This is a genomic window from Wenyingzhuangia sp. IMCC45574 (genome assembly GCF_054182685.1).
Genome location: NZ_CM135169.1, coordinates 2,432,050 through 2,458,310, shown reverse-complemented (window position 1 = coordinate 2,458,310; position 26,261 = coordinate 2,432,050). Strand labels below are relative to the sequence as shown.

Sequence of the window (26,261 nt, the reverse complement as noted above, 5' to 3'; positions counted from 1 at the left end):
CTTTAAAAATATTTAATGCTATGGCCAACAAAAGACAAATTAATTTTCTTGCAATTTTCTTTGTTTTATTATTCCTAGGATGTTCATCTAATGATGTGAACATTGATGATGATGACAAGGGTACTTTAATAGATAATAAAGATATAGTTACGGAGTACGTAGAGAGTGTTTTAATTGATTCAGAGGGAATTTATACTTTTAACTTTCCTGATGATGTGATTCCAATGGTACCAGGAAAAGATATATTTGAAAGTATAGATGCTTCTTTTGAACAAGGCAAGTCTGTAGACTTAACTTTACTTCGTGAATTTCAACACATGGATGAAACCATTACGAGAGAAGAAACTTACTATTTTAAAAAGGAAGTAGTAAATGCAAATCATTTAAAATTGATTCAGTACAATTCTGATACGGATGAAATTAAAAAGTGGATTAGTTTCTATAAAGATGATAAAGGTGAAATTACAAGGCAGTTTTATGATAATCAAAGCATTAACTATGTACAGATAGTGGAATATTGGCCAAATGGACTGATGAAGGAGACTTTAATGGATAATAGTAATATAAAACGTTATTTACACTATCATGAAAATGGAAATATAAAGACAAGTATCTTGGAAAGATTTAATAGAGATTCAGGGAGCTTTTATTTATGGGGTTTAACTCATTTTAACAGTAAAGGAGATGGTGTAGAAAAGTTTTTATATGAGAATAATCCTCCCCATTCACTTTATTGTAGATATATTTTTAACCGCTTATATAACAATGATGGACTTTTATTAGAAACGAATGAGAAAAAATATGATGGTGGTATAAAGGTTTTAGATTATAAAGAAAGAGAGTTTAGTTATGAGTATAACTCTGAGAATGAAATCATTTTAAAAAGGAAGACTTTGTTTAATAAAAACGGAACGGTTTTCAGTACTAATGAAGAAATTTATAACTATTTAAATTCTAAATTAGTAGAGGTTCTATCTATATTTAAAGTTGATGAAAGGACAGAAACAACAAAGTGGATTAATACATATAAAGAAGGTTTAATAATTGGTTATGAAAAAGAATTTGAAAGTATAGACTTGGATCCAGATGGATACAATGAAAGCTCTAAAGTTACCGTAGATTTTACATATCAAGAATAAAGTATTTTAGTACACGCAATAGCTTAGCCTTCTGTAAACACAGAAGGCTTTTTTGTTTTAAAACATATGTGTTTGCACTAAATTATTCCTTTTAGGTAAAAATCTGCTTTAATTATGAACATATATGCTTGTAAATAGCCTAGTTCTAAATGTATATTTGGTAAGAAATTTGATGTATTGGTATAGATTTTTCAATAGATCGAATTGATACAAATAAAAAAACAATCTAATGGCATTCAATCTTTCAGTTAACAAAAAATCCTACACAGTAGATGTGGATGGAGAAACTCCCTTATTATGGGTTTTAAGAGATGAGTTAAAACTAATAGGAACCAAGTTTGGTTGTGGAGTGGGTCAGTGTGGTGCTTGTTCTATTCATATGGACGGAATTATAACACGTAGTTGTTTGTTGCCCATTTCTATTGTTGGTGATGCTGAAATTACCACCATAGAAGGATTGTCCGATACTAATGAACATCCGGTTCAGCAAGCATGGAGAGAGATAGATGTACCTCAATGTGGTTATTGTCAAGCAGGTCAGATCATGACGGCTTCTGCATTTTTATCGCAGAACGAAAATCCAACAAAAGAGGAAATAAAAGATGCCATGCACGGAAACATTTGTAGATGTGCTACGTATAAAAGAATAGAAAAGGCAGTGGAAACTGCAGTAGAAATCACTCAAAAAGCTGCGAACTAATGGGAACAAAACAATTTCAGATGGATAGAAAAACGTTCCTAAAAGTATCGGTACTTTCTGGAACTGGAGTAATTTTTGGAGTGAACTTTTTACAAAGTTGTAAATCTAAAAACGACCAACCAATAAACTTAGAGTCTTTAGATTACAACGAATTTAATGCCTATATAGAAATTGCCTTAAACGGAATGGTAACTATTTATGCTCCCAACCCGGAAATAGGTCAGGGGGTAAAAACTTCTATGCCAATGATTGTAGCGGAGGAGTTAGATGTACCATGGAAACACGTTAGAGTGGTACAGGCCAATTTAGATACCAAAAAGTTTAAAAGACAAGTAGCAGGAGGAAGTCAGTCCATTCGTTTTTCCTGGAGTCATTTAAGAGAAGCTGGAGCAACAGCAAGGCAAATGTTGGTGAATGCTGCCGCTAAAGAATGGAATGTAAGTGCAGACGAGTGTAACACCAAAGATGGTGAGATCATCAGTCCAAATGGTAAAAAATTAGGCTATGGGGATGTGGTGTTAAAAGCTGCTGAATTAGAAATTCCAGAGAAAATTAGGTTAAAAGATCCTAAAGACTTTAAGATTATTGGAAGTGGAAAAAGAAACGTAGATAATTTTAAAATTACCAAAGGTGCTCCATTGTATGGAATGGATTATCACGAAGAAGGAATGGTGTATGCCGGGATTATTCATCCAAGAGGTTTTGGTGAAAAATTAATTGATTTTGATGCCACAGAGGCCAAAAAGATAAAAGGAGTTACCGATGTAATTAGTTTTGGGAATACCATTGCTGTTATTGGAACGAATACCTGGAATGTTTTTCAAGGAAAAAAAGCAGTAAAAGCAACGTATAAAGAAGCTAAAAGTAAAGAAGACTCCGCTTATTTTGACGAGTTAATGCTAAAAGCTTTTGAAGGTGGAAAGTTTAAAGAAAGGGGTAAAAAAGGAAATGTTACCAAAGCTTTTAAAGAAGCAGATCAAGTAATAGAAAGAATATACGAAGCTCCGTTCTTGGCTCATAATACCATGGAGCCTATGAATTTTTATGCCAATGTAACGGCCGAAAAGATTGTGTTAAAAGGCCCTATACAAACACCTCAGAACACAGCTCGTAAAGTAGCAAGAACATTAAAAAGAAAAGAAGACGAAGTAAGTATAGAGCTATGTAGAATTGGAGGAGGTTTTGGAAGACGTTTAATTGGAGATTATGCGGTAGAGGTTGCTCAAATTTCAGATATCATTAAAAAGCCGGTTAAGTTGGTCTACACTAGAGAGGATGATATGGAAACAGGTCTATACAGACCTAAGGTAAAGTATAAAATTAGAGTGGCTATCAAAGATGGGAAAATTACAGGATACCATATGCAAGAGGCTGTAATTAACAATATGATGTGGCCTAAACTAGCTAATTATTTTCCAGAAGGTGCCATTCCAAATACCTTGTTTGAGTCTCATAGAATTAAAAGTAAAATTAGATGTGCCCCTTGGAGAGCACCTGTTACCAACTTTTTAGCCTTTGCAGAACAAAGTTTTTTTGATGAGGTAGCAAATGAGTTAAAAGCAGACCCGGTACAAATGCGTTTGGATTTGTTAGAGGAAGCAGATAAGAACAAACACGATGGAATGGAATATACGCCTAAAAGATTCCAAGGAGTAATTAAAAAAGTAGCACAAGATGCCAATTGGGGAAAAACCAAAGAGGGAGTTTACCAAGGAATTAGTGCTTATTACAGTCACAATAGCCATGTAGCACAAATTGCAGAAGTAGAAATACAAGACAACAAACCTGTAGTAACTAAAATATACTGTGCCATAGACTGTGGAATTGTAGTGAACAAACTAGGAGCTATGAATCAAGCAGAAGGTGGATTGGTAGACGGTTTAGGACATGCCATGTATAGCGAGCAATTGGTAAAAGATGGAGTGCCTGTAAATAGTAATTTTCATCAATATAAATTAGGGCGATTAAAAGATGCTCCGGAAATTCACATTTCTTTTATAGAGAGTGATGAGCCTCCAACAGGATTAGGAGAACCAACCTTACCACCTGTAGGAGCTGCTATTGCCAATGCAATTTTTGCTGCCAACGGAAACCGATTAAGAAAACAACCTTTTGCCAAGAATGGTTTGTATGATTCTTAAGTCAGGAATTTTAAATTAAGAAATGACACACGAATTTAAAGACATATTACAAGCTTATACAAGAGCTACCTCGCAAGGTAAAAAGACCGTTTTAGCTACATTGGTAGCTGTAAACGGTTCATCGTACCGTAAAGAGGGGGTAAGAATGTTGGTGATTGAAGATGAAAAATACGTTGGTGCAGTAAGTGGAGGATGTGTGGAGAAAGAAATCGTATTACAATCTCAATTGGTCTTTAAAACAGGAGTGTCTAAAATTATTACCTACGATGGGAGGTATCGTTTAGGATGTGAGGGAGTATTATATATTCTATTGGAAGAGTTAAAAGTAACTGCCTCAATCGTAAAGATGATTCAGAATTGCTTTGAACAGCGTATTCCATTTGATTTAAATACTCATTATTCAATAGAACTAGATAGGTTTCAAGGAGAAACGTATGTCAACTTTAGAAATGATGAATTTCCTTTATCCAATTCGAGTCCATCAGCTAGAGAGGAATGCTTTCATCAGCGAATGAAACCTATTTTTCAGTTGTACATTATTGGAGCGGAACACGATGCAGCTGCATTGAGTCAACAAGCAAATTTCCTGGGATGGAAAGTAACGGTGGTAGCATCGGGTAAAGACTTTAAATCTAAGCATGATTTTAAAGGTGCGCACCATGTGATTCATACCACTGCAGGAAATATTCAGGAACTAAAAATAGATAATGAAACAGCAATTGTGTTAATGAACCATAATTATGCAAAAGATTTACTATTTTTAAGAGAACTGAAACAAAGTAGACCTAAATACATTGGTTTGTTAGGAGCTGTGAAGCGAAGAGAAAAGCTAATGAACGATTTGCTAGAGGATGATTTAGACATTTCGGAAGCATTTCTAGATTGTATTTATGGACCGACTGGCTTAGATATAGGCTCGGTAACTCCGCAAGAAATTGCAGTTTCCATTGTTTCGGAAATTATTGCCATCAACAAAAACAAAGAAGTACAGCACTTACAGCCTAAAACATTAAAAGCGATAGAATGAGTAACAAAACGGCCTTATTGGTACTAGCAGCAGGAGCTTCCAAAAGAATGGGAAGTCCCAAACAGTTATTGCCTATTAAAGATCAGATTTTGTTAACGGTTGTTGTTCAGCAAGCTTTGCAGGTTTGTGAAAACGATACCTATGTGGTATTGGGAGCTAACTTTAATACCGTAAGTGAACATCTTAAAGATTTCTCTTCTAAAATTTTGTTTAATATGAATTGGGATCAAGGAATTGGAAGTTCAATTGCTTTTGGAATCTCAGAAATTCACAGCTTACAAAAGTACGACCAGGTAGTATTGTTACTCGCCGATCAACCAACAGTGGTGGCCCAAGATATTCAAGATTTAATTAAATACCACATTCAGCATATCAATAAAATTACGGTTACACGGTGTAAAAATTACATTGGGGTTCCTGCGGTTTTCGATGCTTCTTTTTTTGAAGAAATGATGCAGCTGTCCGATGATTATGGAGCAAAAACGATTGTGAAAAAACACATAGATCAGGTTTCTCTATTTAAAATAGACAGAGAAATTTGGGATGTAGATACTCAAGAAGATTATCAGAAAATATTGAAAAATATGGATTCTTAATTCTTAGTTTTGTCAATCAAAATAGAGATATGGGGATTATTAGAGTTCAGAACATACGTATTTATAGCAATCATGGTTGTTTGCAAGAAGAAGCACTTATCGGATCAGATTATAGAGTAGATGTAGAAGTTGAAGCAGATTTGTCTACTTCAGCTGCATCGGACAAGTTAGCAGACACTGTAGATTACGTACATATTAACAAAATTGTAAAGGAAGAAGTAAGCCAAAGGTCTGAGTTATTGGAACATGTAGTGCAACGTGTTTTAGATCGTTTACTCTCCGAAATTTCCTTAATAAGCAAAGCAACGGTAGCACTTTCTAAATTAAATCCACCTATTGGAGGAGATGTAGAAGCGGTTACGATTGAGATGAGTAAAAAAAGATAATATTTTTTAAAACGAAGTCTTGTCCAAAGCAAATATTTGTATAAATTTGCAGTCTCGTTTGGCCTTGTGGCCGAGTGGCTAGGCAGCGGTCTGCAAAACCGTGTACAGCGGTTCGAATCCGCTCGAGGCCTCCAAACAAACTAAGCTCTTTCCAATTTTGGAAAGAGCTTTTTTATTTGTAGCTAATATGTTCTTTTGTCGGAGTTTTGGATATTGTTTTTTATATCTTTAAAAAAAAAGAATGAAAGAACTTTTAGTATACATAACACTTTCTATAGTATTTTTTTCTTGTAACAGCACTAAAGATTTACTTGGACAAACATTTAAATATAAAAGTAAGAGTAGGATATTAGAACTACACTTTAAAAACGATAAGGATTGTGTTTTAAAAAATAAGTTTAAGTGCGATGATATTGATGAAGATTTAAAGATTATTCATGTATCATGTTCCTACAGAAGAGAAGGGAATAAAATCATACTATCAAATAAAAATAATGATAATAATGAGGGACTATTTCTAAATATTACAAAACAAAATAGCAAAGATTGTAGTTTCTTAAACCAAAAAGCTAAACCTCCTTTTACCCCAAATTATACAACGGATTTTGATAAGTATGGAATAATACCCGCAATAGATACTGATACTTTATATATCTATGGGAATAAGATTTTATTGTATAAGCAAAATCAAAGTAGAAGTATTGGTTTTATATTCAGGTAGTTTACTCATTCAAGTTTAAACAGTCAAATATTTTTCTTAACTCTTTTCTACAAGAGTCGAGTCACAATAGAGCCTTAGAATTGGACAATTGCTTTGTTGTTTAGCACATAAGAGATGTTGTAATTACAATGATTTGACAAATTTTACAAAGTCAACAATAAAGACTTTGTAAAACCAATATCATGAATAATACACACAAAAAACTAGCTTACATTTTCCTATTTTTTACGGCTGTTACTTTTGCCCAGAAAGGACCTTATTTTTTAAAGGGACAAGCACCAGAAACCAGTGGTAAGAAATGGAAGCTTATCAAAGGAATGTCAGATGAGTTTAATAAAAAGAAAATAGATAAATCTAAATGGATAACAACCGGAGGTTGGATAGGAAGAGCTCCAGGTTTGTTTCAAGAAGAAAATATTTCTCAAAAAGACGGTAGTTTACAAGTAACAGCAAAGAAACTTTCGGAACCTGTAAAAAAGCAAGGTAAAATGTTTACGTATGGAGGTGCAAAGATAGAATCTTACGAGGGTAGAACCTATGGATACTACGAGTGTAGAATGAAAGCCAACAAAACATTTATGTCTTCTACTTTTTGGTTAATTAACGACAAAAGAGGTGCAACGGGTTGTGATAAAAGAACTACGGAGTTAGACATTCAAGAATGTTTTGGACGTACTACTACCAATAAAGGATTTACCCAAAAATTTAGTACGCAAATGAATTCTAATTTGCACAGTAGAGATATTCCTGAGGGATGTGATTATGTAAAAGATCATTCACCATCTAAAGGAACTATTGAAAACGGAACTGTTTGCGATGATTACCACGTGTATGGATGTTGGTGGAAAAGTAAAGATGAGGTTTGGTTTTTCTTAGATGGGAAATTGGTAAATAAGGTAACTCCACCAGCAGACTTTGATTTAGAAATGAGACTAAGAATGGTGATTGAGACTTATAACTGGAACCCAGCACCGGCAGATGGAGGGATGAAACAGTCTAAAGAAGACAGAACAACTTATTACGACTGGGTTCGTTCTTGGAGATTAAAATAAGATTTAGTGAAAACCATCTAATAAAAAATGCTTCTTGAAATTCATCAAGAAGCATTTTTTGTTTCTTAAGACCGAATACACGGATCAACAAATCAACTTAATTTTGAGGATTATTTATCTTCATTAATCAACAAAGGTGTTTTACCATCTGTAATAATCACTTTGCTGTTGTTAGATTTAGATAATTCTTTAAAAGCCTCAATAGATTTAATTTTAATAATCTCATCTGTTAGCCCTTCTGTTAAGATTTTCTGAGCATCTCTTTCTCCAGTAGCTCTAATAATTTTTCTTTCAGCTTCTTGTTTTTCTTGGTCAATAACAAATCTCATACGCATGGCATCTTGTTCTGCTTGTAACTTTCTTTCAATAGAACTTGCCAAACCTCTAGGCAACTGAATACTTTTCATTAAAACAGCAATCAACTCAACACCATCTGCTTGTGTTTCTAAGATGGTTTTCATTTTTGTTTTAATTTCATGTTCAATATCAGCTCTCATTCCAGAGTGCATGTCTTTAGCGTAGAATTTTGCACAAACATCAGAAGCAGAAGAACGGAAAACACTTGTAATTACGTTTTCGTAGTTCTGTCCTAAATTGGTTAAAACAGATTTTAACTTGTTAGATTCTAATCGGTATAGAATAGAAATTTCAGACTGTACACTTAAACCTTCCTTACTCGGCAAGCTTAAAAACAATTTAATATTGCTTGTTTGTGTAGACTCTTTTACAACTTTACTTACTAGTGGATTGTAAAAAATAATTCCGTTTGTTTTTACGTTATCAGAGAATTTACCCAGTGTTTGTTTTACACCCACTTGTCCTGGTTTAATTACTGCACAGCTGGTTAAAAAAACAGCAGCCATGCAAAAAATAGAAAAATTAGAAATTTTCATAGTTTAATGGTTTTATGATTTTCACTAATGAATGTTTGGATTTTCATCCTAAATATAACTTAAATCATCATAAATTATGCCTTTTATCATAAATAGATTCTGTTTAGAAAGAGTCTTGTAGCTTTCTTTTTTTTAGCTTTATAGGAAAATTAGTTCTAATGACCTTATATCCTATAGAAACGGGAAATTTTAAGTTAGATGGAGGTGCTATGTTTGGAGTGGTTCCTAAAGCAATTTGGCAAAGAACAAATCCTGCAGATACATATAATAAAATTGATATTACTGCAAGAAGTTTGTTAATAGAAGACGGGAACCGTTTGATTTTAATAGACACAGGTTTGGGAAATAAACAGTCAGAAAAATTCTTTAGTCATTTTAGTCTGTGGGGAGATTTTAGTTTGGACAAATCGTTGGCAGAAAAAGGATTCCATAGAGACGATATTACCGATGTTTTTTTAACACATCTGCATTTTGATCATGTTGGAGGTGCCATACAATGGAACAAAGAGCGAACTTTTTTAGAACCCGCTTTTAAAAATGCTACTTTTTGGTCTAATAAGGAGCATTGGCAATGGGCAACAGTGCCTAACCCAAGAGAAAAGGCTTCTTTTTTAACCGATAATATTCAGCCAATAGCAGAAAGTGGGCAGTTAAGATTCGTTAAAATAGGCGGAAATCAACAAGCGTTTAGTACGGAGTTAGATTTTGGCATATTTTATGCAGATGGTCATACCGAAAAACAAATGCTACCCATGATACAATACCAAGGGAAAACGTTGGTTTTTATGGCCGATTTGTTGCCTACAACAGGACATATACCATTGCCCTACGTAATGAGTTACGATACAAGACCGCTGTTGACAATGTCCGAAAAAGAACTATTTTTGGGAGAAGCTGTAAAAAATGAATACATCTTGTTTTTACAACACGATGCACACAACGAACTTTGCACGCTTCAACAAACAGAAAAAGGAATACGATTAAAAGAAACCTATTCATTCAAAGAAATATTTAATACATGAAAATAAACAAACAAATCTTAATGCTTGCAGCAGGTGGAGCCTTAGCTGCTAGTTGTAGTTCTATTCATAAAATTGCAGTACCAACAGGAGATACCAAAACGGTAGCAATACCTGCAAAGAGAGTATTTACAGAGCAACAGTTAAATACATGGTCACATGCAGATTTAGCTACAGATTCTATTCCAGGAATGAGTTTGGCAAAAGCCTATCAATTTTTAAAAGGAAAAAAGAGCGTTCCTGTAATTGTTGCGGTAACAGATTCTGGTTCGGATATAGAACATGAAGATTTAAAAAATGTAGTTTGGACCAATCCTAAAGAAATTGCTGGAAACGGAAAAGATGATGATAAGAATGGTTTTGTAGATGATATACATGGATGGAACTTTTTAGGACCTTCTTACGATGAAACCCTAGAAATTACAAGATTGTATAGAACTTTAAAGAAAAAGTACGAGGGGAAAACATCTGTAGACATTAAGAAAAAAGATGCAGAAGACTATGCCGCTTTTAAGGCTTTGGAAGAAGAGTATAAGGAAAACTTAGACGAGGCTAAAAAAGGACAGCAGCAATACATGGGGTATCAAAACATGTTAAAAGGGATTGATGTTGCCATGAAAAAATTAACGGGTAAGACAAGTTATACTTTGGATGATGTTAGAGGGTCTGTATCAGAGTCTCAAGAAGTAAATGCTAAGAAAGACATCGCTATAAGAATTTTATCTTCGGGAAGTTCTATTGCAGAGCAAATGGAGCAATTAGAAGGTGCTGTAGATTACTATACATCTAAAGTGAATACCTACTATAATTTAGAGTTTGATGGTAGGGTGGCATTAAATGACGATGCGTATTCTATGAAAACGAAGGTTTATGGAGATAATAATGTAAAAGATCAGGCAGAGGATGAGATTCATGGAACGCATGTTTCTGGAATTATTTTAGCAGATAGAACCAACGATATTGGTGTTAAAGGAGTTGCAGACAATGCGTTGTTAATGGCAGTAAGAGTAGTACCTAACGGAGATGAATACGATAAAGATGTAGCTTTAGGAATTCGTTATGCTGTAGACAATGGTGCAAAAGTAATTAATACAAGTTTTGGTAAAGGATATTCTCCTAAAGCAGAATGGGTATACGATGCCATTAAATATGCTGAAAAGAAAGATGTGTTAATTGTAAATGCAGCAGGAAACGATGCACAAGATATTGATGAGAAACCAAGTTTTCCAAAGGATGTAGACAATGCAGAAGAAATTTCGGATAACTTTTTAACAGTTGGGGCAATTACACGTTTTTACAACGATAAATTATTGGCCGATTTTACCAACTACGGAAAGCAAAGTGTAGATGTATTTGCTCCAGGGCATGATATTTACAACACTGTAATTAATAACGAGTACAAAAAGTTAAGTGGTACTTCTATGGCTTCTCCAGCCACAGCTGGTGTAGCAGCTTTAATTCGTTCGTACTATCCACAGTTGTCTGCAAGTCAGGTAAAGCATATTATTATGAATTCTGGTACTTTGGTAACTATGGAAGTGGATTTACCAAAGGGAGATGGTAAAAAAATAAAATTATCAGAAATCTCTAAGAGTGGTAGAATTGTAAATGCTTACAATGCTTTGTTAATGGCAGAAGCTATGGTAAAAGCAAAAAAATAGGAATACAAAATTACTAACAAACCAGTCTGAGCAAGGCTGGTTTTTTTATATCTAAGCACTATGAAGAAAATAGGATTTTTACTAGCCTTTGTTTCATTGGGTATGTATGCTCAAAACTGGCAACAAAAAGCAGATTACAAAATGGATATTGATATGGATGTTAAAACCTTTCAATATACAGGTACTCAAAAATTAACGTATCATAACAACTCGCCAGAGCTTATTAAAAAAGTGTATTATCACTTGTATTTTAATGCATTTCAGCCAGGGAGCGCTATGGATTTAAGTGTGCAAAATACTCCAGATGCCGATAAAAGAATGATGGTAAACAAAGGCACCAAGGAAAAGCCAGACATGGTGAGTAGAATTTCTCTGTTGCAACCTAATGAAATAGGGTATCTTAAAATAAAAAGTTTAAAGCAGAATGGAGAAGCGTTAAAATACCATGTAGAAGGAACCATTTTAGAAGTAGAATTAAATGAGGCAATCCCATCATTAAGATCTGCAGTTTTTGATATGGAGTTCGAAGGACAGGTGCCAAATCAAGTTCGTAGGTCTGGAAGAGAAAGCAAAGAAGGAGTAGCTTTATCTATGACACAATGGTATCCTAAGTTAGCCGCTTACGACGATGAAGGTTGGCATGCAAATCCGTATTTAGGAGCAGAGTTTTATGCGGATTGGGGGAATTATGAGGTAAACATATCCATAGATAAAAAATATACCATTGGAGGATCTGGATATTTACAAAATCCAAACGAAGTAGGTCATGGGTATGAAACCACCAAAGAAGATCTAAAGGTAAAAGCAAAAAAAGGAAAACTAACTTGGAAGTTTATTGCTCCTAATGTACACGACTTTTCGTGGGCTGCAGACAGTGCGTATCAGCACATTACACATCAGGTGCCAAATGGTCCTGTTGTACATTTGTTGTTTAAAGAAGATTTAAAAGGAGATAGGAAGGAGTCTTGGAAGAAATTACCAAAAGTAATGGACCAACTGTTTGATTTTTATGGAAACGAGGTTGGTAAATATCCTTACAAACAATATACTGTAATTCAAGGAGGAGATGGAGGTATGGAGTATGCTATGTGTACACTTATTACAGGAGACAGAGAGTACGAAAGTTTGGTGGGTGTTGTAGCACACGAATTGGCACATACTTGGTTCCAGTTTTTATTGGCAAGTAACGAGCACAAACATGCATGGTTAGACGAAGGTTTTACAACTTATATATCTACTTTAATAGAGCGTAAGATTTTAGGAAAAAAAGGAAAACCTTTTGAAAGAACTCAAATGGTGTATAAGATTTTAGTGAATAGAAAAACAGAGGAACCTTTAACAACGCATGGTGATGCCTATGATTTTGACTATGGATATGGTATTTCATCTTATTATAAAGGGTCGTTGTTTTTAGATCAATTAGAGTACATTATTGGGAAAGAAGCACTAAGAGGAACTTTAAAACGTTATTTTAAAGAATACAGTTTTAAACATCCAAAGCCAGAAGATTTTATAAGAGTGGCAGAAAAAGTTGCTGAAATGGAATTAGATTGGTACTTAAATTTTTGGGTAGAAACTACTAAGACCATCGATTACAAAGTAGGTGCGGTTGATGGTAAGAAGATTACTTTACTTCAGGAAGGAAAAATGCCAATGCCTATAGATGTAACGGTAACTTATATAGATGGTTCTCAAGAGAAATTTTACATTCCGTTAGATATTATGAGAGGAGAGAAACCTACAAATAAGGTGACTGTTTTAAAAGATTGGGCTTGGGGGAAACCTATGTATAGTTTTGAGGTAGAAAAAGAGTTTAAAAAAATAGAAATTGATCCAGAAAACCAGATGGTTGATGTTGAAAGAGAGAACAATATTTTGAGTAAAGAATAAATAGTAGGATACTTTTAAATTTAGTATATTAAATGAAAAATAATTAATGCCCCAACCCCGCCAAACACTACAGAAAATATTAGGTATAGATTTGCCTTTTCTCATAGCTCCTATGTTTCTAGTATCTAATACAGATATGGTCATAGAGGCAATGAGAAAAGGAGGGGCTGGTTGTATTCCTGCGTTGAATTATAGAGATCCTTTGGAATTAAAAAAGGCCATTCAAACACTAAAAAAACACAAAACCTCCAATGGAGCTTTTGGAATTAATATTATTGTTAATCCCTCTAATTTAAAATACAGAGAGCAATTAAAAGCTTGTTGCGAAGAGGGAGTAGATTTTATTATTACATCGTTGGGGAGCCCTAAAGAAGTAATAGTAAGTGCTCGTAAAGCAAACATTAAAGTCTTTTGCGATGTGGTAAACTTAGATCATGCGTTAAAAGCACAAGAGTTGGGAGCAGATGCGTTGATTGCTGTGAACAATAAAGCAGGTGGGCATAGAGGAGATTTAGGCCCTAAAGAATTAATTTTAGAATTAACAGAGAATACCCAATTGCCTGTTATTTCTGCAGGAGGTATTAGTTCTAAAGAAGATTTAGAGGCTGTTTTGTCCTACGGAGCTGCAGGTGCTTCTATAGGAAGTCCTTTTATAGCTTCTGTGGAATCTAAGGTTTCGGAAAAATATAAAGAAGCCTGTGTGGCTTATGGTGCCAATGATATTGTAATGACTAAAAAAATATCTGGAACCCCTTGTACAGTTATCAATACTCCCTATGTGCAGAAAGTAGGAGTAGATGAAACCTGGTTAGAAAAAAGGTTACAGAAATATAAGTCTTTAAAAAAATGGGTAAAACTAATTAGATACCTAAAAGGGACACAAGACGTAAAATGTTCTGCAAAAAAAGTTACTTATAAGAACGTTTGGGTGGCAGGTCCAAGTATAGAAAATACGAAAAGTATAGAGCCTGTTGCCAAAATAATAGACAGATTTATTGTCTAACCACAATTGTATTTGTTTCTTAACGTTATATTTGTGAATCAAATTATACTTCCAAGGTTTTTCTCGTGAAACATTATTTATTTTACATATCTGTCTTTTTATTAGCTGCCTGTAGTACTCGAAAGGATAAGTTCGTTAATAGAAAATATCATGCATTGATAACAAAATTCAATGTATTCTACAATGGTAAGGTAGCGTATGATAAAGGGTTAGAGAAGGTAGAAAAAACATATAGTGATGATTTTACCGAAATATTACCTGTAGAGCCATTTAGTTTTTATGCCAACCAAGATGAGGCAGATGATGTAAAACCTATAGGGCAAGCAGATTTTGATAGAGCCGAAGAGAAAGCTACAAAAGCCATTCAGAGACATTCCATGTTAATTGATGGAGAAGAACGTAATTCTCAAACAGACGAAGCCTATTTGTTGTTAGGAAAGTCTAGATATTACACCAAGAGATTTGGACCTGCTTTAGAGTCTTTTGAATACATTATTAAAAATTATCCTGAAGCTAGTTTAATATACGAGACCGTTGTTTGGAGAGCAAAAAGTAATATACATATTAACAATGTAGGTTTTGCTAAAAAGGCTTTACAGCGATTGCTTTCAGTACCTCAGTTGCCAGAAGAAGTAAGGCAACAAGCAGAAATAGGTATGGTAATGGCTTATGAAAAGTCTAAAGATAGTTTAGACATGAAAGTTAAACATCTAGAAAAGTCTTTAAAAGCGATAGACCAAGGATCTGTTGCCTCTAGAGTAGGGTTTATTTTAGGGCAATGCTACAGAGAACAAGGGAAAATAGCAAAATCAGACAAGGCATTTCAGCAGGTTATAGACATGAAAGGAGGTTTGTATAAGTTTAAAATACAAGCCAGAATGGAGTTAATGAATAATCATAGAGACGAACTTCATAGAGAACCCTTTTTAGAAGAATTAGATCACTTATTATTTATTACCAAGAACAGAGCATATAGAGGTAAGCTATTTTACCAAAAAGGGATTATTTATCAGGATGCTGATTCTATAAACTTAGCCAAGCAATTTTATACAGAATCTGTTTTAAAATCGACTAAAGATATAGATCAGAAAATACTATCCTACGAAAAATTGGGAGATCTATTTTTTGATGAAAAATTGTATAGAACCTCTAAATCTTATTACGATAGTTTGGTAAGTGTAGCTACCAATAAAAAGTCTAAAAGAGTTCTTAGAATTAAAAGAGTTTCTAAGAGTTTAGAACGAGTGGTAAATTTAGAAGAACAATCTATAGCCAATGATAGCTTGTTAAAAATAGCGAGTTTAAATGAACAAGATTTACAACTATTTTTTAAGAATTACATAGAGAGGCTAAAAGAGCAAGAAAAACAAGCGAGAGTTAAAGAATTAAAGGCTTTAGCGGAACAAAATACAGTTTCTTATGATGATGGTAAGTCTGATTGGTATTTCTTTAACACAAAGGAAAGAGTTCAGGGAAAAATAGATTTTGTTAAGGAATGGAAAATTACTCAGAAGAATAAAAACTGGTATGCATCTTACCTAAGTAAAGGGAATACAACCAATAAACAAGTTAAAGACTCTTTAGCTACTGGGGTTACTAAAGAAATAAACAAGGAGGCAGCAAATAAGTACAAGGTTGCTTATTACACAAGTAAAATAAATAGAGATCCAAAGTTTTTAGATAGCATTTTTAGAATACGAAATTTAAACTATTACGAGTTGGGTAATATTTATTATACGCAATTAAAAGAAAAAGAATTAGCAGTAGACAAGTTAGAAACCTTAATAGCCTATAAGCCTTCTAAAGACCTAAAAGTAGGTGCTTATTATAGGTTGTATAAAATACATAAAGAAACAGAAGACTTTGCAAATAGTAATTTATACAAACAAAAATTAAATGTAGAGTTTCCAAAGTCGTCTTTTACCAAGTTGGTAAATCATACAAAGAAAACGGGAGAAAACAAAGAGGAAGCAGAAGAATACATTCGTTGTTACGAAACCATTTATTCCTTGTACGAGTTAAAATCTTACAAAGCCGCAGCAGAGGAAATTGATGGAGCTATAGAGAATTTTGGAGATTCACCATTAGCTGCTAAATACCAATTGTTACACGCTTTTATTCTTGCAAAGACCAAAGGGAAAGAAGAATACCTAAAAAAGCTAAAAGAAATTAAATTAAAATACCCAAATTCTATTGAATCTAAGAAAGCAATGGAGATTTTAAAGAATAAATAGCTAACTTTGAAAAGATAACACTTTCGTATTAAAAAATTATTATGTTTAGCTCAGATAAAAAAGAAGTAAAAACGATGGCAAGAACGATGGGACAGGATAGTATGACGACAGAAAGAAACAGAATTTCTCAAAAAACAGTATTTAAAGGAAGTATCACGTCTCAGGGAGACTTTAGAATAGATGGTACTATTGAGGGAGATTTAACAACTACTGGTAAGGTTATTATTGGACCAGAAGGAAAAATTATTGGTGAAGTTAAATGTGTAAATTCCGATATTGAGGGAACATTTGACGGACGATTAGAAGTTAAGAATTCGTTATGTTTAAAACCATCGGCTAAAATTTATGGAGAGGTATTGGCAGAAAGCTTTACGGTAGAACCAGGTGCAGTTATAAATGCTAACTGTAGCATGTTAAGTGCGGTTAAAGAATTAAAGCCAAATTCTTCAGCTTCTGAAAAAGAAGGAAAAGATGCAGAAAAATCAAAATCAGAAAAGGTTTCATAAATTTTTAAGATTTTCTGGAATTGGAGTACAGTTGGGGTTTACCATGTATTTGTCATCCTTAGCAGGTGCTAGAGTAGACGAATACTTTAACTTTAGTAAGCCATGGACTACGCTTTTTTTCATAGTTTTGTCGCTCGTTTTGTTTGTACTAAACTTAACCAGACAATTAAAGAAACTTAATAACGAATAATATATTATGATGAAAAGTCATGTCAAAGGTTTGTCAATATTTGTATTGGTAAACCTTTTTGTTTTTTTAGGCCATACCTTTTTTACCGATGCTTCTGAGTTAACCGTTAATATTCCTTTGTCTTACGGGATTAATACTGCAGCATCTCTTTTAATTTGTATCGTTGTTTTTTATTTACAAGATATGTTTAAAAGCCAAATAGGTTTTGTTTTTTTAGCACTTAGTTTTTTAAAAATGATTGTGCTCTATCTTATTTTAAAACCAGAAGGAACTGATGAAGGAGTTGCTACTTTAGATGCAATGGTCATTTTTGTTCCTTTTTTCGTAAATCTAATATTAGAGCAAGTGTTTATGATTAAGGTACTTAAGGTTGGAGAAGTCTTAGGTGCGTTAAGAAAAGACTAGGTAAATTCTTTTTTCAACAAATCAGTGTTGAAAACTCATACTAGTTTTAAATTATTGTTTACATTTGCACAAATTTTGGAAACAATCAATATTCAGAATAGAATGATAGTAAAAAAGAACCTTAGAGTTTTAGTAGCATTAGCTTTAGTTTTAATGCCATTTACGAGTCAGGCAACAGGAGATCAACATCACGGGGAAGCTCAACATGTGGATGCGAAAGCACACACAGAAGAAGCTCACCACAAAGAAGCTCATGATTCAGATTCTCATCACGATGCCCATAGTGCATCAAAAGGAGATGGGATTAGTTCAAAAGCAGAGATAAATGCTTACACACAGCATCACTTAGCTGATTCTCACGATTTTACTTTCTTCTCTGATGAGAAAACAGGTCATCACTACGGATTTCCTTTACCAGTAATTTTAGTAGACGAAGGTGTAAAAGTATTTATGTCTTCAGAATTTCACCACGGTGAAGCTGTAGTTGCTAAAGGAGGAAAACACTATGTGTTACACCACGACAAAGTTTATACTTCGGATGCGGAAGGAAACATCTTAGAAGATGCACATGGACACCACGTTCATCCATTAGATTTTTCTATTACTAAAAACGTATTCTCAATTATAGTAATTGCAATCATCATGTTCTTGTTATTTATAAGCTTGGCAAAAGGTTATAAAAAAGGACCAATTCCTACAGGTTTTGCAAGAGTGTTAGAACCGTTAGTACTTTTTGTAAGAGATGAAATTGCTAGACCAAATATTGGAGAAAAGAAATACCGTAAGTTTATGGGATTCTTATTAACTGTGTTTTTCTTTATTTGGATAGCCAATTTATTAGGATTAACTCCATTAGGATTTAACGTAACAGGGAATATTGCTGTAACAGTTTGTTTGGCATTATTTACGTTCTTTATTGTTCAGTTTAGTGGGAATAAAGATTACTGGAAACATATTTTCTGGATGCCAGGAGTACCAGTACCAATGAAATTAGTTTTAGCACCAATTGAAGTATTGGGGATGTTAACAAAGCCTTTCTCTTTATTAATTCGTTTATTCGCAAACATTACTGCAGGTCACACCGTAGTAATGGGGTTAGTGGCATTAGTATACGTAGGGAAAGATGCTTTAGGAACTGGAGGAGCTATTAGTGTTTCTATGTTGTTAACTTTATTCATCAATTTAATTGAATTGTTAGTAGCATTCTTACAAGCATATATCTTTACAATGTTATCGTCATTGTTTATTGGTATGGCTGTTGAAGAGCACGATCATCATTAAGAAATTTTTTGTTTAACTATATATAAAGTAATTATTATGGACATCCCAAATTTAGTAGGAGCAGGTTTAATCGTAATTGGAGCAGGTTTAGGTTTAGGTAAGATTGGTGGATCAGCAATGGACGCTATCGCTAGACAACCAGAAGCAGCTAACAAGATTCAAACTGCAATGATTATCATTGGAGCGTTATTAGAAGGTTTAGCATTTGGTGCTTTAATCTTAGGGAAATAATCCTTAACGCAAAAAAACAACACTTGTCTGCAACGGTTGGTTGCAGACAGTGTTCTTAAACAAAAAATAAACAAGAACTATATTAAATTTTACATAGATGGATAAGTTAATTAACGATTTTTCATTCGGTCTATTTTTCTGGGTAGCTATTATATTTGTTATCTTAATTGTTTTAATGCGTAAGTTTGCTTGGAAACCAATTCTATCGGCATTAGATACTAGAGAAGAAGGAATTGCAAATGCTTTAGAAGCAGCTGAAAACGCAAAGAAAGAGTTAGAGCAATTAAATGCAGATAACGAAAGAATTATAAAAGAAGCGAGAGAGGAAAGAGATGCTATGTTAAAAGAAGCTCGTGAGATTAAGGATAAGATTGTTGCGGATGCTAAAGAAGAAGCAAACGAGCAAGCTGATACTATCATCACAAATGCTAAGCAAGCAATTGAAATTGAAAAGCAGGCAGCTTTAGCAGAATTGAAATCTCAAGTAGCTGGAATTTCTATCACTATTGCTAAAAAAGTTATCAAAAGCGAGTTGGCTTCTGAAGCAAGTCAATTAGCAATGGTAGAAAAATCTTTAGAAGACGTTACTTTAAACTAATAAAACATGAGTACAAGAGCAGCAATACGCTATGCTAAAGCTATTTTAAATCTTGCCAAATCAAATGGTAGTGACCAAGCTGTATACAATGATATGCAACTAGTGGAAGCTACAATACAAGAAAGTGGAGATTTAAAAGTGTTGTTAAAAAGCCCAATCATTAAAGTTAGTGATAAAGTAAATGCTCTAGAAGCTATTTTTGGGAGTAAAGTAAACAACTATTCTTTAGGATTAATAAAGCTTTTAGCAAACAATAAAAGATTAGATATTTTAGAGGCAGTTGCCAACGATTATCAAATCATATACGATCACTTAAAATCTATTGAAGTTGCGAAAGTAACTACGGCTGTTCCGTTAACAGATGCTTTAGAGGCAAAAGTAATTGCAAAAGTAAAAGAGTTAACAGGGCACGAAACAACTCTTACAAACGAAGTAAATCCAGATATTATTGGAGGATTTATTTTAAGAGTAGGAGACCTACAATACGATGCAAGTATTGCAAAGAGTTTAAGAGAGTTAGAAAAGAGTTTTGACGACAGTCACTACGAAGCAAAAATTTAAAAATTACATCAAACAATAAATAAGATGGCAGCAATAAAACCAGCTGAAGTATCAGCAATTTTACAAGAGCAGCTAACTAATTTTGAAGCAACAGGTTCTTTAAATGAAGTTGGTACTGTATTACAAATTGGAGATGGTATTGCACGTGTTTACGGATTATCGAATGTGCAGTACGGGGAATTAGTTGAATTTGAATCAGGATTACAAGGAATTGTATTGAACTTAGAAGAAGACAACGTAGGAGTTGTATTATTAGGTTCATCTTCTGAAGTAAAAGAAGGTTCTACAGTAAAAAGAACTGAAAAAATTGCTTCTATCAATGTTGGAGAAGGAATTGTAGGTCGTGTTGTAGATACGTTAGGTAACCCTATCGATGGTAAAGGACCTATTGCTGGTGAAACTTTTGAAATGCCATTAGAGCGTAAAGCTCCTGGGGTAATTTTCCGTGAGCCAGTAACTGAACCATTACAAACAGGTATTAAGTCTGTAGATGCAATGATTCCTATTGGACGTGGACAACGTGAGTTAATCATTGGAGACCGTCAAACAGGAAAGTCTACTGTAGCTTTAGATACTATCTTAAACCAAAAAGAGTTTTATGATGCTGGAGTACCAGTTTATTGTATTTATGTAGCTATTGGACAAAAAGCTTCTACTGTTGCTGGAATTGTTAATTTATTAGAAGAAAAAGGTGCTTTAGCATATACTACTGTAGTAGCTGCTAACGCTTCTGATCCTGCTCCAATGCAGGTATATGCTCCATTTGCAGGTGCTGCAATTGGTGAATATTTTAGAGATACTGGTAGACCAGCTTTAATTGTTTATGATGATTTATCTAAACAAGCAGTTGCTTACCGTGAGATTTCATTATTATTAAGAAGACCACCAGGACGTGAGGCATACCCTGGAGATGTTTTCTACTTACACTCAAGATTATTAGAGCGTTCTGCAAAAGTTATCGGAGACGATTCTATTGCATCTCAAATGAACGATGCTCCTGCTTCTTTAGCTGGAAAAATCAAAGGAGGTGGTTCTATTACTGCTTTACCTATTATTGAGACACAAGCGGGAGACGTTTCTGCATATATTCCTACAAACGTAATTTCTATTACGGATGGACAGATTTTCTTAGATGGAGATTTATTTAACTCAGGAGTTCGTCCAGCAATTAACGTAGGTATCTCGGTATCTCGTGTAGGAGGTTCTGCTCAGATTAAATCAATGAAGAAAGTATCTGGTACTTTAAAGTTAGATCAAGCTCAGTTCCGTGAATTAGAAGCGTTTGCTAAGTTTGGATCTGATTTAGATGCTGCTACTTTATCTGTAATTGAAAAAGGACAACGTAACGTAGAAATCTTAAAGCAAGCTCAAAATGATCCTTACACTGTAGAAGATCAGATTGCTATTATCTATGCAGGTTCTAAGAACTTATTATCTAAAGTTCCTGTTAACAAGGTAAAAGAATTCGAAGCAGACTACATTGAGTACTTAAATGCTAAGCATAGAGATACTTTAGATGTATTAAAGTCTGGTAAATTAGAAGGATTAGATGTATTAGAAGCTGTTGCAGCTGAGATTTCATCAAAATACGAATAAAATAGTATTAAGTACTGAGTACATAGTATTCAGTACTTATTTTATATATGTTTTTAGGAAGAGTCTTTGTACTCTGTACTAACTACTAAATACTAAAACAGAATGGCAAACTTAAAAGAAATTAGAAACAGAATTACTTCTATTGGTTCTACGATGAAAATCACGAGCGCAATGAAGATGGTATCTGCTGCAAAGTTAAAAAAGGCTCAAGACGCTATTACTGCAATGCGTCCTTATGCTACTAAATTAACCGAGTTGTTACAAAATTTAAGTGCTACTTTAGATGCTGATGCAGGAGGTGTATATGCAGAGGAAAGAGAAGTTTCTAAAGTATTATTAGTGGTTGTTTCTTCTAACAGAGGTTTGTGTGGAGGTTTTAACACTTCAATTATCAAAAAAACAGAGCAAGTAATTGCTAGTAAGTATCAAGGGAAAGAGATTTCTTTATATACAATTGGTAAGAAAGCAAATGATATATTAGGAAAGAAGTACAATGTTGTATCTAACAACGTTGCTATTTTTGATTCGTTAACTTTTGACAATACGACTGTTATTGCAGAAGAGTTAATGGAATTATTTGCCACTGGTGAATTCGATAAAATTGAGTTGGTATACAATGTATTTAAAAATGCAGCTACTCAAATTGCTACATTAGAGCAATACTTACCTATAGAGCCAGTAGAGGTTGAAGGAAACGTTGCTTCAGATTATATTTTTGAGCCAACTAAAGAAGAAATTGTTAAAGCTTTAGTGCCAAAGTCTTTAAAAACTCAGTTATACAAAGCTATCTGTGATTCTTTTGCTGCAGAACACGGTGCTCGTATGACGGCTATGCACAAAGCAACTGACAATGCTAAGGAATTAAGAGATGGTTTAAAATTAACATACAATAAAGCACGTCAGGCTGCAATTACAGGAGAAATCTTAGAAATTGTAGGTGGAGCCGAAGCTTTGAATGATTAGATCAAACATTGATTAAGTAAATTAATCTCAAGATATATAAAAGCTACTAGTTTAACTAGTAGCTTTTTTTATGTTAACAATTTACGTGTGAATTTAACGTAAATGTTAAAAAAATAGTTTGTAACTATCACATTCATAAGTATTTATTAACTATTAGGGTCTGTTTTATTTAGATTACAGTTTTACACTTGTTAGTGTATAATAAAACTATAATCAACATGAAAAAAATTACCTTATTATTAGCTTTTTTAGCAAGTATTTTAACAAATGCACAAACCGTATTATCCGCAGGAGATGTAGCTATCATTGGAATTCAGACAGATACACCAGATTCTTTTTCTTTTATATTACTAAGAGACATTGTGACAAACACTGTTATTAATTTTACAGAGAATGGTTGGTTACCAGACTCTGAGGAATTTAGAAGTAATGGAGAAGGAACTATTGAATTTACCGCAAGTCAGAATTATAGCGCAGGAAAATTGTTTACTTATACCGAAGGAGGTAGTAATATAACTGATTTTAATTCGGTAAAATCATTGGGGCTATCTGCCAGTGGAGATCAGGTAATTATTTATCAAGGAACTGCTGAATCACCAACATTTATTTTCGCTGCCCAAACAAACAGTACTCTATGGCAAAATGAAACAGATGCGGATGATTCAAATACGTCTGGTTTACCAAAAGGATTAATAGATGGTACAAATGCTGTAGCGGCAGGAGCTGGAACTGGAATCGAAGCAGAGTATGATAATATATATTATAATGGGATTACTTCTGGAACAAAAGAGGAGTTGTTGGCTGCAATAGCAAATGTGAGCAATTGGGTAGGTATTAATTCTTCAGGTGATTATGCCAGTGGAGTAGATACATCGGATTTTTCTGTTACAGGTTCTTTATCTATTAAAAACGATAGGATTCCAGGATTGATTACAACTGCCAAGGAGGGGAAAATTACAACCAACAAAGGAGCTATTAAAGCTATTTATAATATTACTGGTCAAGAAGTAAAAAACGAAGATTTAGTTTCTGGAGTATACATTGTACATGTAACAGAAGGAGCTAATAACGAAATACAAAAAGTAGTAGTAAAATAATAAAAATCTATTTTTAGTTAAAAAGAGTGCCTACTAGGCACTCTTTTTTTTGTGATATTTTTTAATTAACTTGAAGAAAAAAATTGCAAAAATGATAAAATGTACTCTTACAGTTACCTTTTTGGTAATGCTGTGTGTTTCGTCTAACGCACAAATTTTAACAGAAAATTTTGACAATGACTCTAAAATTTCTAAAAGTCACACGTTCTTTAACGATACTACTGGAGACTATTTTGGAATTTACGATCCTGAGGGTTCTACCGATGATTATGATGGAGGAACAAATTCTGAAGCAGGTTTCCCTTCTTTTACAGGAAATACAGGTAATTTTTTGCTAGGGGAAGATTTAGATGGAGGTGGAGATGGATCTGATGTGATTTCGCTAACATGGTCTAATTTAGATATCACAGATAAAAACAATTTAACACTTGCTATAGACTTAGCAGCTGCACCTTTGGTATGGGATCCAGGAGATAAAATATTAATTGAAACTCAGATAGACGGAGGAGGGTATACCACGTTGGTTGAGTTTTTACACGATCAGTTAAATGGACCTACAGCATCTAACAATCATCTTGCAGATGGAATTGTAGGAGTTGGCGAAAGAACAGTATTAACAAACACCTTTCAAACCATTACAAAATCTATTGCAGGAACGGGAACTACGTTAGATATTAAAATAACCTTTAGAGCAAATGCCGGGAATGAAGAGTTTGGTGTAGATAACTTAATTGTGTCTGGTAATGATACGTTAAGTACGGAGTTGTTAATGCGTGCAAAATCTAACATTACAATGGAAAATGGAAAGTTTGTAAGTGCAGATTCCTCTTTAAGTATTGAAGTGTATAATGCTTTAGGACAAAGTGTAAATAATGAATCTTTAACAACAGGGATGTATATTTTAAAAGTAACTAGTGCTAAAGGAGAAACCATAACACTTAAAAAGGGAGTGTAATGAATTTTAAGACTTACTAAAAAAGGGAGCCAAGTGGCTCCCTTTTTAGTAAGTATACTTTACTTTTTAAATAACTCCCTGTGCTAACATAGCGTCTGCTACTTTAACAAAACCAGCAATATTGGCTCCTTTTACATAGTTAATGTAGCCATCGTCTTCGGTTCCATACTGTACACAAGCATCGTGAATGTCTTCCATAATCTCTTTTAACTTTTCGTCCACCTCCTCACGAGTCCAGTTGTAACGCAATGCATTTTGAGTCATTTCTAAACCAGAAGTAGCTACACCACCTGCATTAGATGCTTTACCAGGAGCAAACAATACTTTGGCATGGTGTAATTCGTGAACAGCATCTATAGTACAAGGCATATTTGCTCCTTCGCTAATACAAACACAACCATTTTTAATTAAAGTTAAGGCAGCTTCTTTGTCCAATTCATTTTGAGTAGCACAAGGGAAAGCAACATCACAAGTTTCATTCCACGGCTTTTCTCCTGCATGGAAAACAGCATTTGGGTATTTTGTTACATATTCAGAAATACGACTTCTTTTTACATTTTTTAATTCTTTTACAAAGGCCAATTTTTCTTGGTCAATTCCATCAGCATCGTATATGTAACCAGAAGAATCAGACAATGTAATTACTTTACCACCTAATTGAATACATTTTTCGGCAGCAAATTGTGCTACATTCCCAGATCCTGATACGCTAATTGTTTTTCCTTCTAAAGAATCTCCCTTAGTTGCTAACATGGATTTTGCAAAATAGACAGCTCCATAACCAGTTGCTTCAGGTCTAATTTGAGATCCTCCCCAAGACAATCCTTTACCAGTTAACACTCCTGTAAATTCATTTTTTAATTTTTTGTACATCCCAAATAAGAAACCAACTTCTCTAGCACCAACACCAATATCTCCTGCAGGAACATCTGTATCATGACCAATATGTCTAAATAACTCACTCATAAAAGCATGGCAAAAACGCATAATCTCATCGTCAGACTTTCCTTTAGGATCAAAGTCAGAACCTCCTTTACCACCACCCATAGGAAGCGTAGTTAACGAATTTTTAAAAACTTGCTCAAACGCTAAAAACTTTAAAATACTTTGATTTACTGTAGGGTGAAAACGTAAACCACCCTTATAAGGACCAATGGCAGAATTCATTTGAACTCTGTATCCTCTGTTAATTTGAATTTCACCATTATCATCTACCCAACAAACCCTAAAAGAAACCAATCTTTCAGGTTCTACCATTCGTAATAATATGTTTTTACCAAAGTATATTTCGTTTTCGCAGATATAAGGAACAACTGTTTCTGCAACTTCTTGTACTGCTTGTAAAAATTCTGGCTCATGGCCATTTCGAACTTTTACTCTATCCATAAATTCTTTTACTCTAATATCCATTAAGTT

Annotated in this window: 26 protein-coding genes and 1 tRNA gene; 25 read left to right on the top strand and 2 right to left on the bottom strand. The window is 33.9% G+C overall.

Annotated features, from left to right (window positions below; all coding sequences use genetic code 11):
* Positions 1–20 precede the first annotated feature (20 nt).
* From ACXHHC_RS10485 to ACXHHC_RS10445, 9 genes are all read left to right on the top strand, one after another.
* The gene (locus tag ACXHHC_RS10485) at positions 21–1,139 is read left to right on the top strand and encodes a hypothetical protein (RefSeq protein WP_458226327.1); all 1,119 of its coding nucleotides are present in this window, start codon (positions 21–23) and stop codon (positions 1,137–1,139) included.
* Positions 1,140–1,368: 229 nt separating this feature from the next.
* The gene (locus ACXHHC_RS10480) at positions 1,369–1,839 is read left to right on the top strand and encodes a (2Fe-2S)-binding protein (protein ID WP_458226326.1); all 471 of its coding nucleotides are present in this window, start codon (positions 1,369–1,371) and stop codon (positions 1,837–1,839) included.
* Positions 1,839–3,980, top strand: coding sequence for a molybdopterin cofactor-binding domain-containing protein (locus ACXHHC_RS10475; RefSeq protein WP_458226325.1), 2,142 nt, complete (start codon positions 1,839–1,841; stop codon positions 3,978–3,980). The genes ACXHHC_RS10480 and ACXHHC_RS10475 overlap by 1 nt, the downstream gene beginning before the upstream one ends.
* Before the next feature lie 22 nt (positions 3,981–4,002).
* The gene (locus ACXHHC_RS10470) at positions 4,003–5,007 is read left to right on the top strand and encodes an XdhC family protein (protein WP_458226324.1); all 1,005 of its coding nucleotides are present in this window, start codon (positions 4,003–4,005) and stop codon (positions 5,005–5,007) included.
* Positions 5,004–5,603 (top strand): nucleotidyltransferase family protein, encoded by a 600-nt coding sequence (locus ACXHHC_RS10465; protein WP_458226323.1) that lies wholly within the window; start codon positions 5,004–5,006, stop codon positions 5,601–5,603. The genes ACXHHC_RS10470 and ACXHHC_RS10465 overlap by 4 nt, the downstream gene beginning before the upstream one ends.
* Before the next feature lie 29 nt (positions 5,604–5,632).
* A complete protein-coding gene (gene folB / locus ACXHHC_RS10460; protein ID WP_458226322.1) occupies positions 5,633–5,989 on the top strand; it encodes a dihydroneopterin aldolase in 357 nt (118 codons plus the stop codon).
* Positions 5,990–6,049: 60 nt separating this feature from the next.
* Positions 6,050–6,123: transfer RNA gene (locus ACXHHC_RS10455), tRNA-Cys, on the top strand.
* Positions 6,124–6,230: 107 nt separating this feature from the next.
* Positions 6,231–6,710 (top strand): hypothetical protein, encoded by a 480-nt coding sequence (locus ACXHHC_RS10450; protein ID WP_458226321.1) that lies wholly within the window; start codon positions 6,231–6,233, stop codon positions 6,708–6,710.
* A gap of 182 nt (positions 6,711–6,892) precedes the next feature.
* A complete protein-coding gene (locus ACXHHC_RS10445; RefSeq protein WP_458226320.1) occupies positions 6,893–7,762 on the top strand; it encodes a family 16 glycosylhydrolase in 870 nt (289 codons plus the stop codon).
* Between the two features lie 110 nt (positions 7,763–7,872).
* Here the strand turns inward: ACXHHC_RS10445 and ACXHHC_RS10440 are convergent, their stop codons facing one another.
* Positions 7,873–8,655: a prohibitin family protein gene (locus ACXHHC_RS10440; RefSeq protein WP_458226319.1), complete on the bottom strand. Its 783-nt coding sequence runs from the start codon at positions 8,653–8,655 to the stop codon at positions 7,873–7,875.
* A gap of 158 nt (positions 8,656–8,813) precedes the next feature.
* On the opposite strand from ACXHHC_RS10440, the gene ACXHHC_RS10435 reads away from it, so the two are divergent.
* The 16 genes from ACXHHC_RS10435 to ACXHHC_RS10360 all read left to right on the top strand — a co-directional run bounded on the left by ACXHHC_RS10435 (position 8,814) and on the right by ACXHHC_RS10360 (position 24,845).
* Complete coding sequence (locus ACXHHC_RS10435; RefSeq protein WP_458226318.1) at positions 8,814–9,677, top strand: MBL fold metallo-hydrolase; 864 nt, start codon at positions 8,814–8,816, stop codon at positions 9,675–9,677.
* Complete coding sequence (locus ACXHHC_RS10430; RefSeq protein ID WP_458226317.1) at positions 9,674–11,335, top strand: S8 family peptidase; 1,662 nt, start codon at positions 9,674–9,676, stop codon at positions 11,333–11,335. The genes ACXHHC_RS10435 and ACXHHC_RS10430 overlap by 4 nt, the downstream gene beginning before the upstream one ends.
* A 60-nt stretch (positions 11,336–11,395) precedes the next feature.
* The gene (locus tag ACXHHC_RS10425; RefSeq protein ID WP_458226316.1) at positions 11,396–13,225 is read left to right on the top strand and encodes a M1 family metallopeptidase; all 1,830 of its coding nucleotides are present in this window, start codon (positions 11,396–11,398) and stop codon (positions 13,223–13,225) included.
* Positions 13,226–13,271: 46 nt separating this feature from the next.
* Complete coding sequence (locus ACXHHC_RS10420) at positions 13,272–14,228, top strand: NAD(P)H-dependent flavin oxidoreductase (protein ID WP_458226315.1); 957 nt, start codon at positions 13,272–13,274, stop codon at positions 14,226–14,228.
* 65 nt (positions 14,229–14,293) lie between these two features.
* A complete protein-coding gene (porW, locus tag ACXHHC_RS10415) occupies positions 14,294–16,462 on the top strand; it encodes a type IX secretion system periplasmic lipoprotein PorW/SprE (protein ID WP_458226314.1) in 2,169 nt (722 codons plus the stop codon).
* Positions 16,463–16,503: 41 nt separating this feature from the next.
* The gene (locus ACXHHC_RS10410; RefSeq protein WP_458226313.1) at positions 16,504–16,968 is read left to right on the top strand and encodes a bactofilin family protein; all 465 of its coding nucleotides are present in this window, start codon (positions 16,504–16,506) and stop codon (positions 16,966–16,968) included.
* The gene (locus ACXHHC_RS10405) at positions 16,934–17,158 is read left to right on the top strand and encodes an AtpZ/AtpI family protein (protein WP_458226312.1); all 225 of its coding nucleotides are present in this window, start codon (positions 16,934–16,936) and stop codon (positions 17,156–17,158) included. Before ACXHHC_RS10410 ends, ACXHHC_RS10405 begins: the two co-directional genes overlap by 35 nt.
* 6 nt (positions 17,159–17,164) lie before the next feature.
* The gene (locus ACXHHC_RS10400; protein ID WP_458226311.1) at positions 17,165–17,563 is read left to right on the top strand and encodes a DUF6168 family protein; all 399 of its coding nucleotides are present in this window, start codon (positions 17,165–17,167) and stop codon (positions 17,561–17,563) included.
* 102 nt (positions 17,564–17,665) lie between these two features.
* Positions 17,666–18,844, top strand: a complete 1,179-nt coding sequence (gene atpB, locus ACXHHC_RS10395; protein WP_458226310.1) for a F0F1 ATP synthase subunit A — start codon at positions 17,666–17,668, stop codon at positions 18,842–18,844.
* A 36-nt stretch (positions 18,845–18,880) separates the two neighbouring features.
* Complete coding sequence (locus ACXHHC_RS10390; RefSeq protein WP_458226309.1) at positions 18,881–19,075, top strand: ATP synthase F0 subunit C; 195 nt, start codon at positions 18,881–18,883, stop codon at positions 19,073–19,075.
* 97 nt (positions 19,076–19,172) lie between these two features.
* Complete coding sequence (locus ACXHHC_RS10385; protein ID WP_458226308.1) at positions 19,173–19,673, top strand: F0F1 ATP synthase subunit B; 501 nt, start codon at positions 19,173–19,175, stop codon at positions 19,671–19,673.
* 6 nt (positions 19,674–19,679) lie between these two features.
* The gene (gene atpH / locus ACXHHC_RS10380; protein WP_458226307.1) at positions 19,680–20,234 is read left to right on the top strand and encodes an ATP synthase F1 subunit delta; all 555 of its coding nucleotides are present in this window, start codon (positions 19,680–19,682) and stop codon (positions 20,232–20,234) included.
* A gap of 24 nt (positions 20,235–20,258) precedes the next feature.
* Entirely contained in the window at positions 20,259–21,830 is a 1,572-nt protein-coding gene (gene atpA / locus ACXHHC_RS10375; protein ID WP_458226306.1) for a F0F1 ATP synthase subunit alpha, read from the top strand.
* Between the two features lie 102 nt (positions 21,831–21,932).
* A complete protein-coding gene (gene atpG, locus ACXHHC_RS10370) occupies positions 21,933–22,793 on the top strand; it encodes an ATP synthase F1 subunit gamma (RefSeq protein WP_458226305.1) in 861 nt (286 codons plus the stop codon).
* A gap of 218 nt (positions 22,794–23,011) precedes the next feature.
* Positions 23,012–23,890 carry a T9SS type A sorting domain-containing protein gene (locus ACXHHC_RS10365; protein WP_458226304.1) on the top strand — a complete coding sequence of 293 codons (879 nt, stop codon included), beginning with the start codon at positions 23,012–23,014 and terminating at the stop codon, positions 23,888–23,890.
* 91 nt (positions 23,891–23,981) lie between these two features.
* Positions 23,982–24,845, top strand: coding sequence for a T9SS type A sorting domain-containing protein (locus ACXHHC_RS10360; protein WP_458226303.1), 864 nt, complete (start codon positions 23,982–23,984; stop codon positions 24,843–24,845).
* A 66-nt stretch (positions 24,846–24,911) separates the two neighbouring features.
* On the opposite strand, the gene gdhA is transcribed toward ACXHHC_RS10360, so the two are convergent.
* Positions 24,912–26,255, bottom strand: a complete 1,344-nt coding sequence (gdhA, locus tag ACXHHC_RS10355; RefSeq protein WP_458226302.1) for an NADP-specific glutamate dehydrogenase — start codon at positions 26,253–26,255, stop codon at positions 24,912–24,914.
* Between the last annotated feature and the right edge of the window lie 6 nt (positions 26,256–26,261).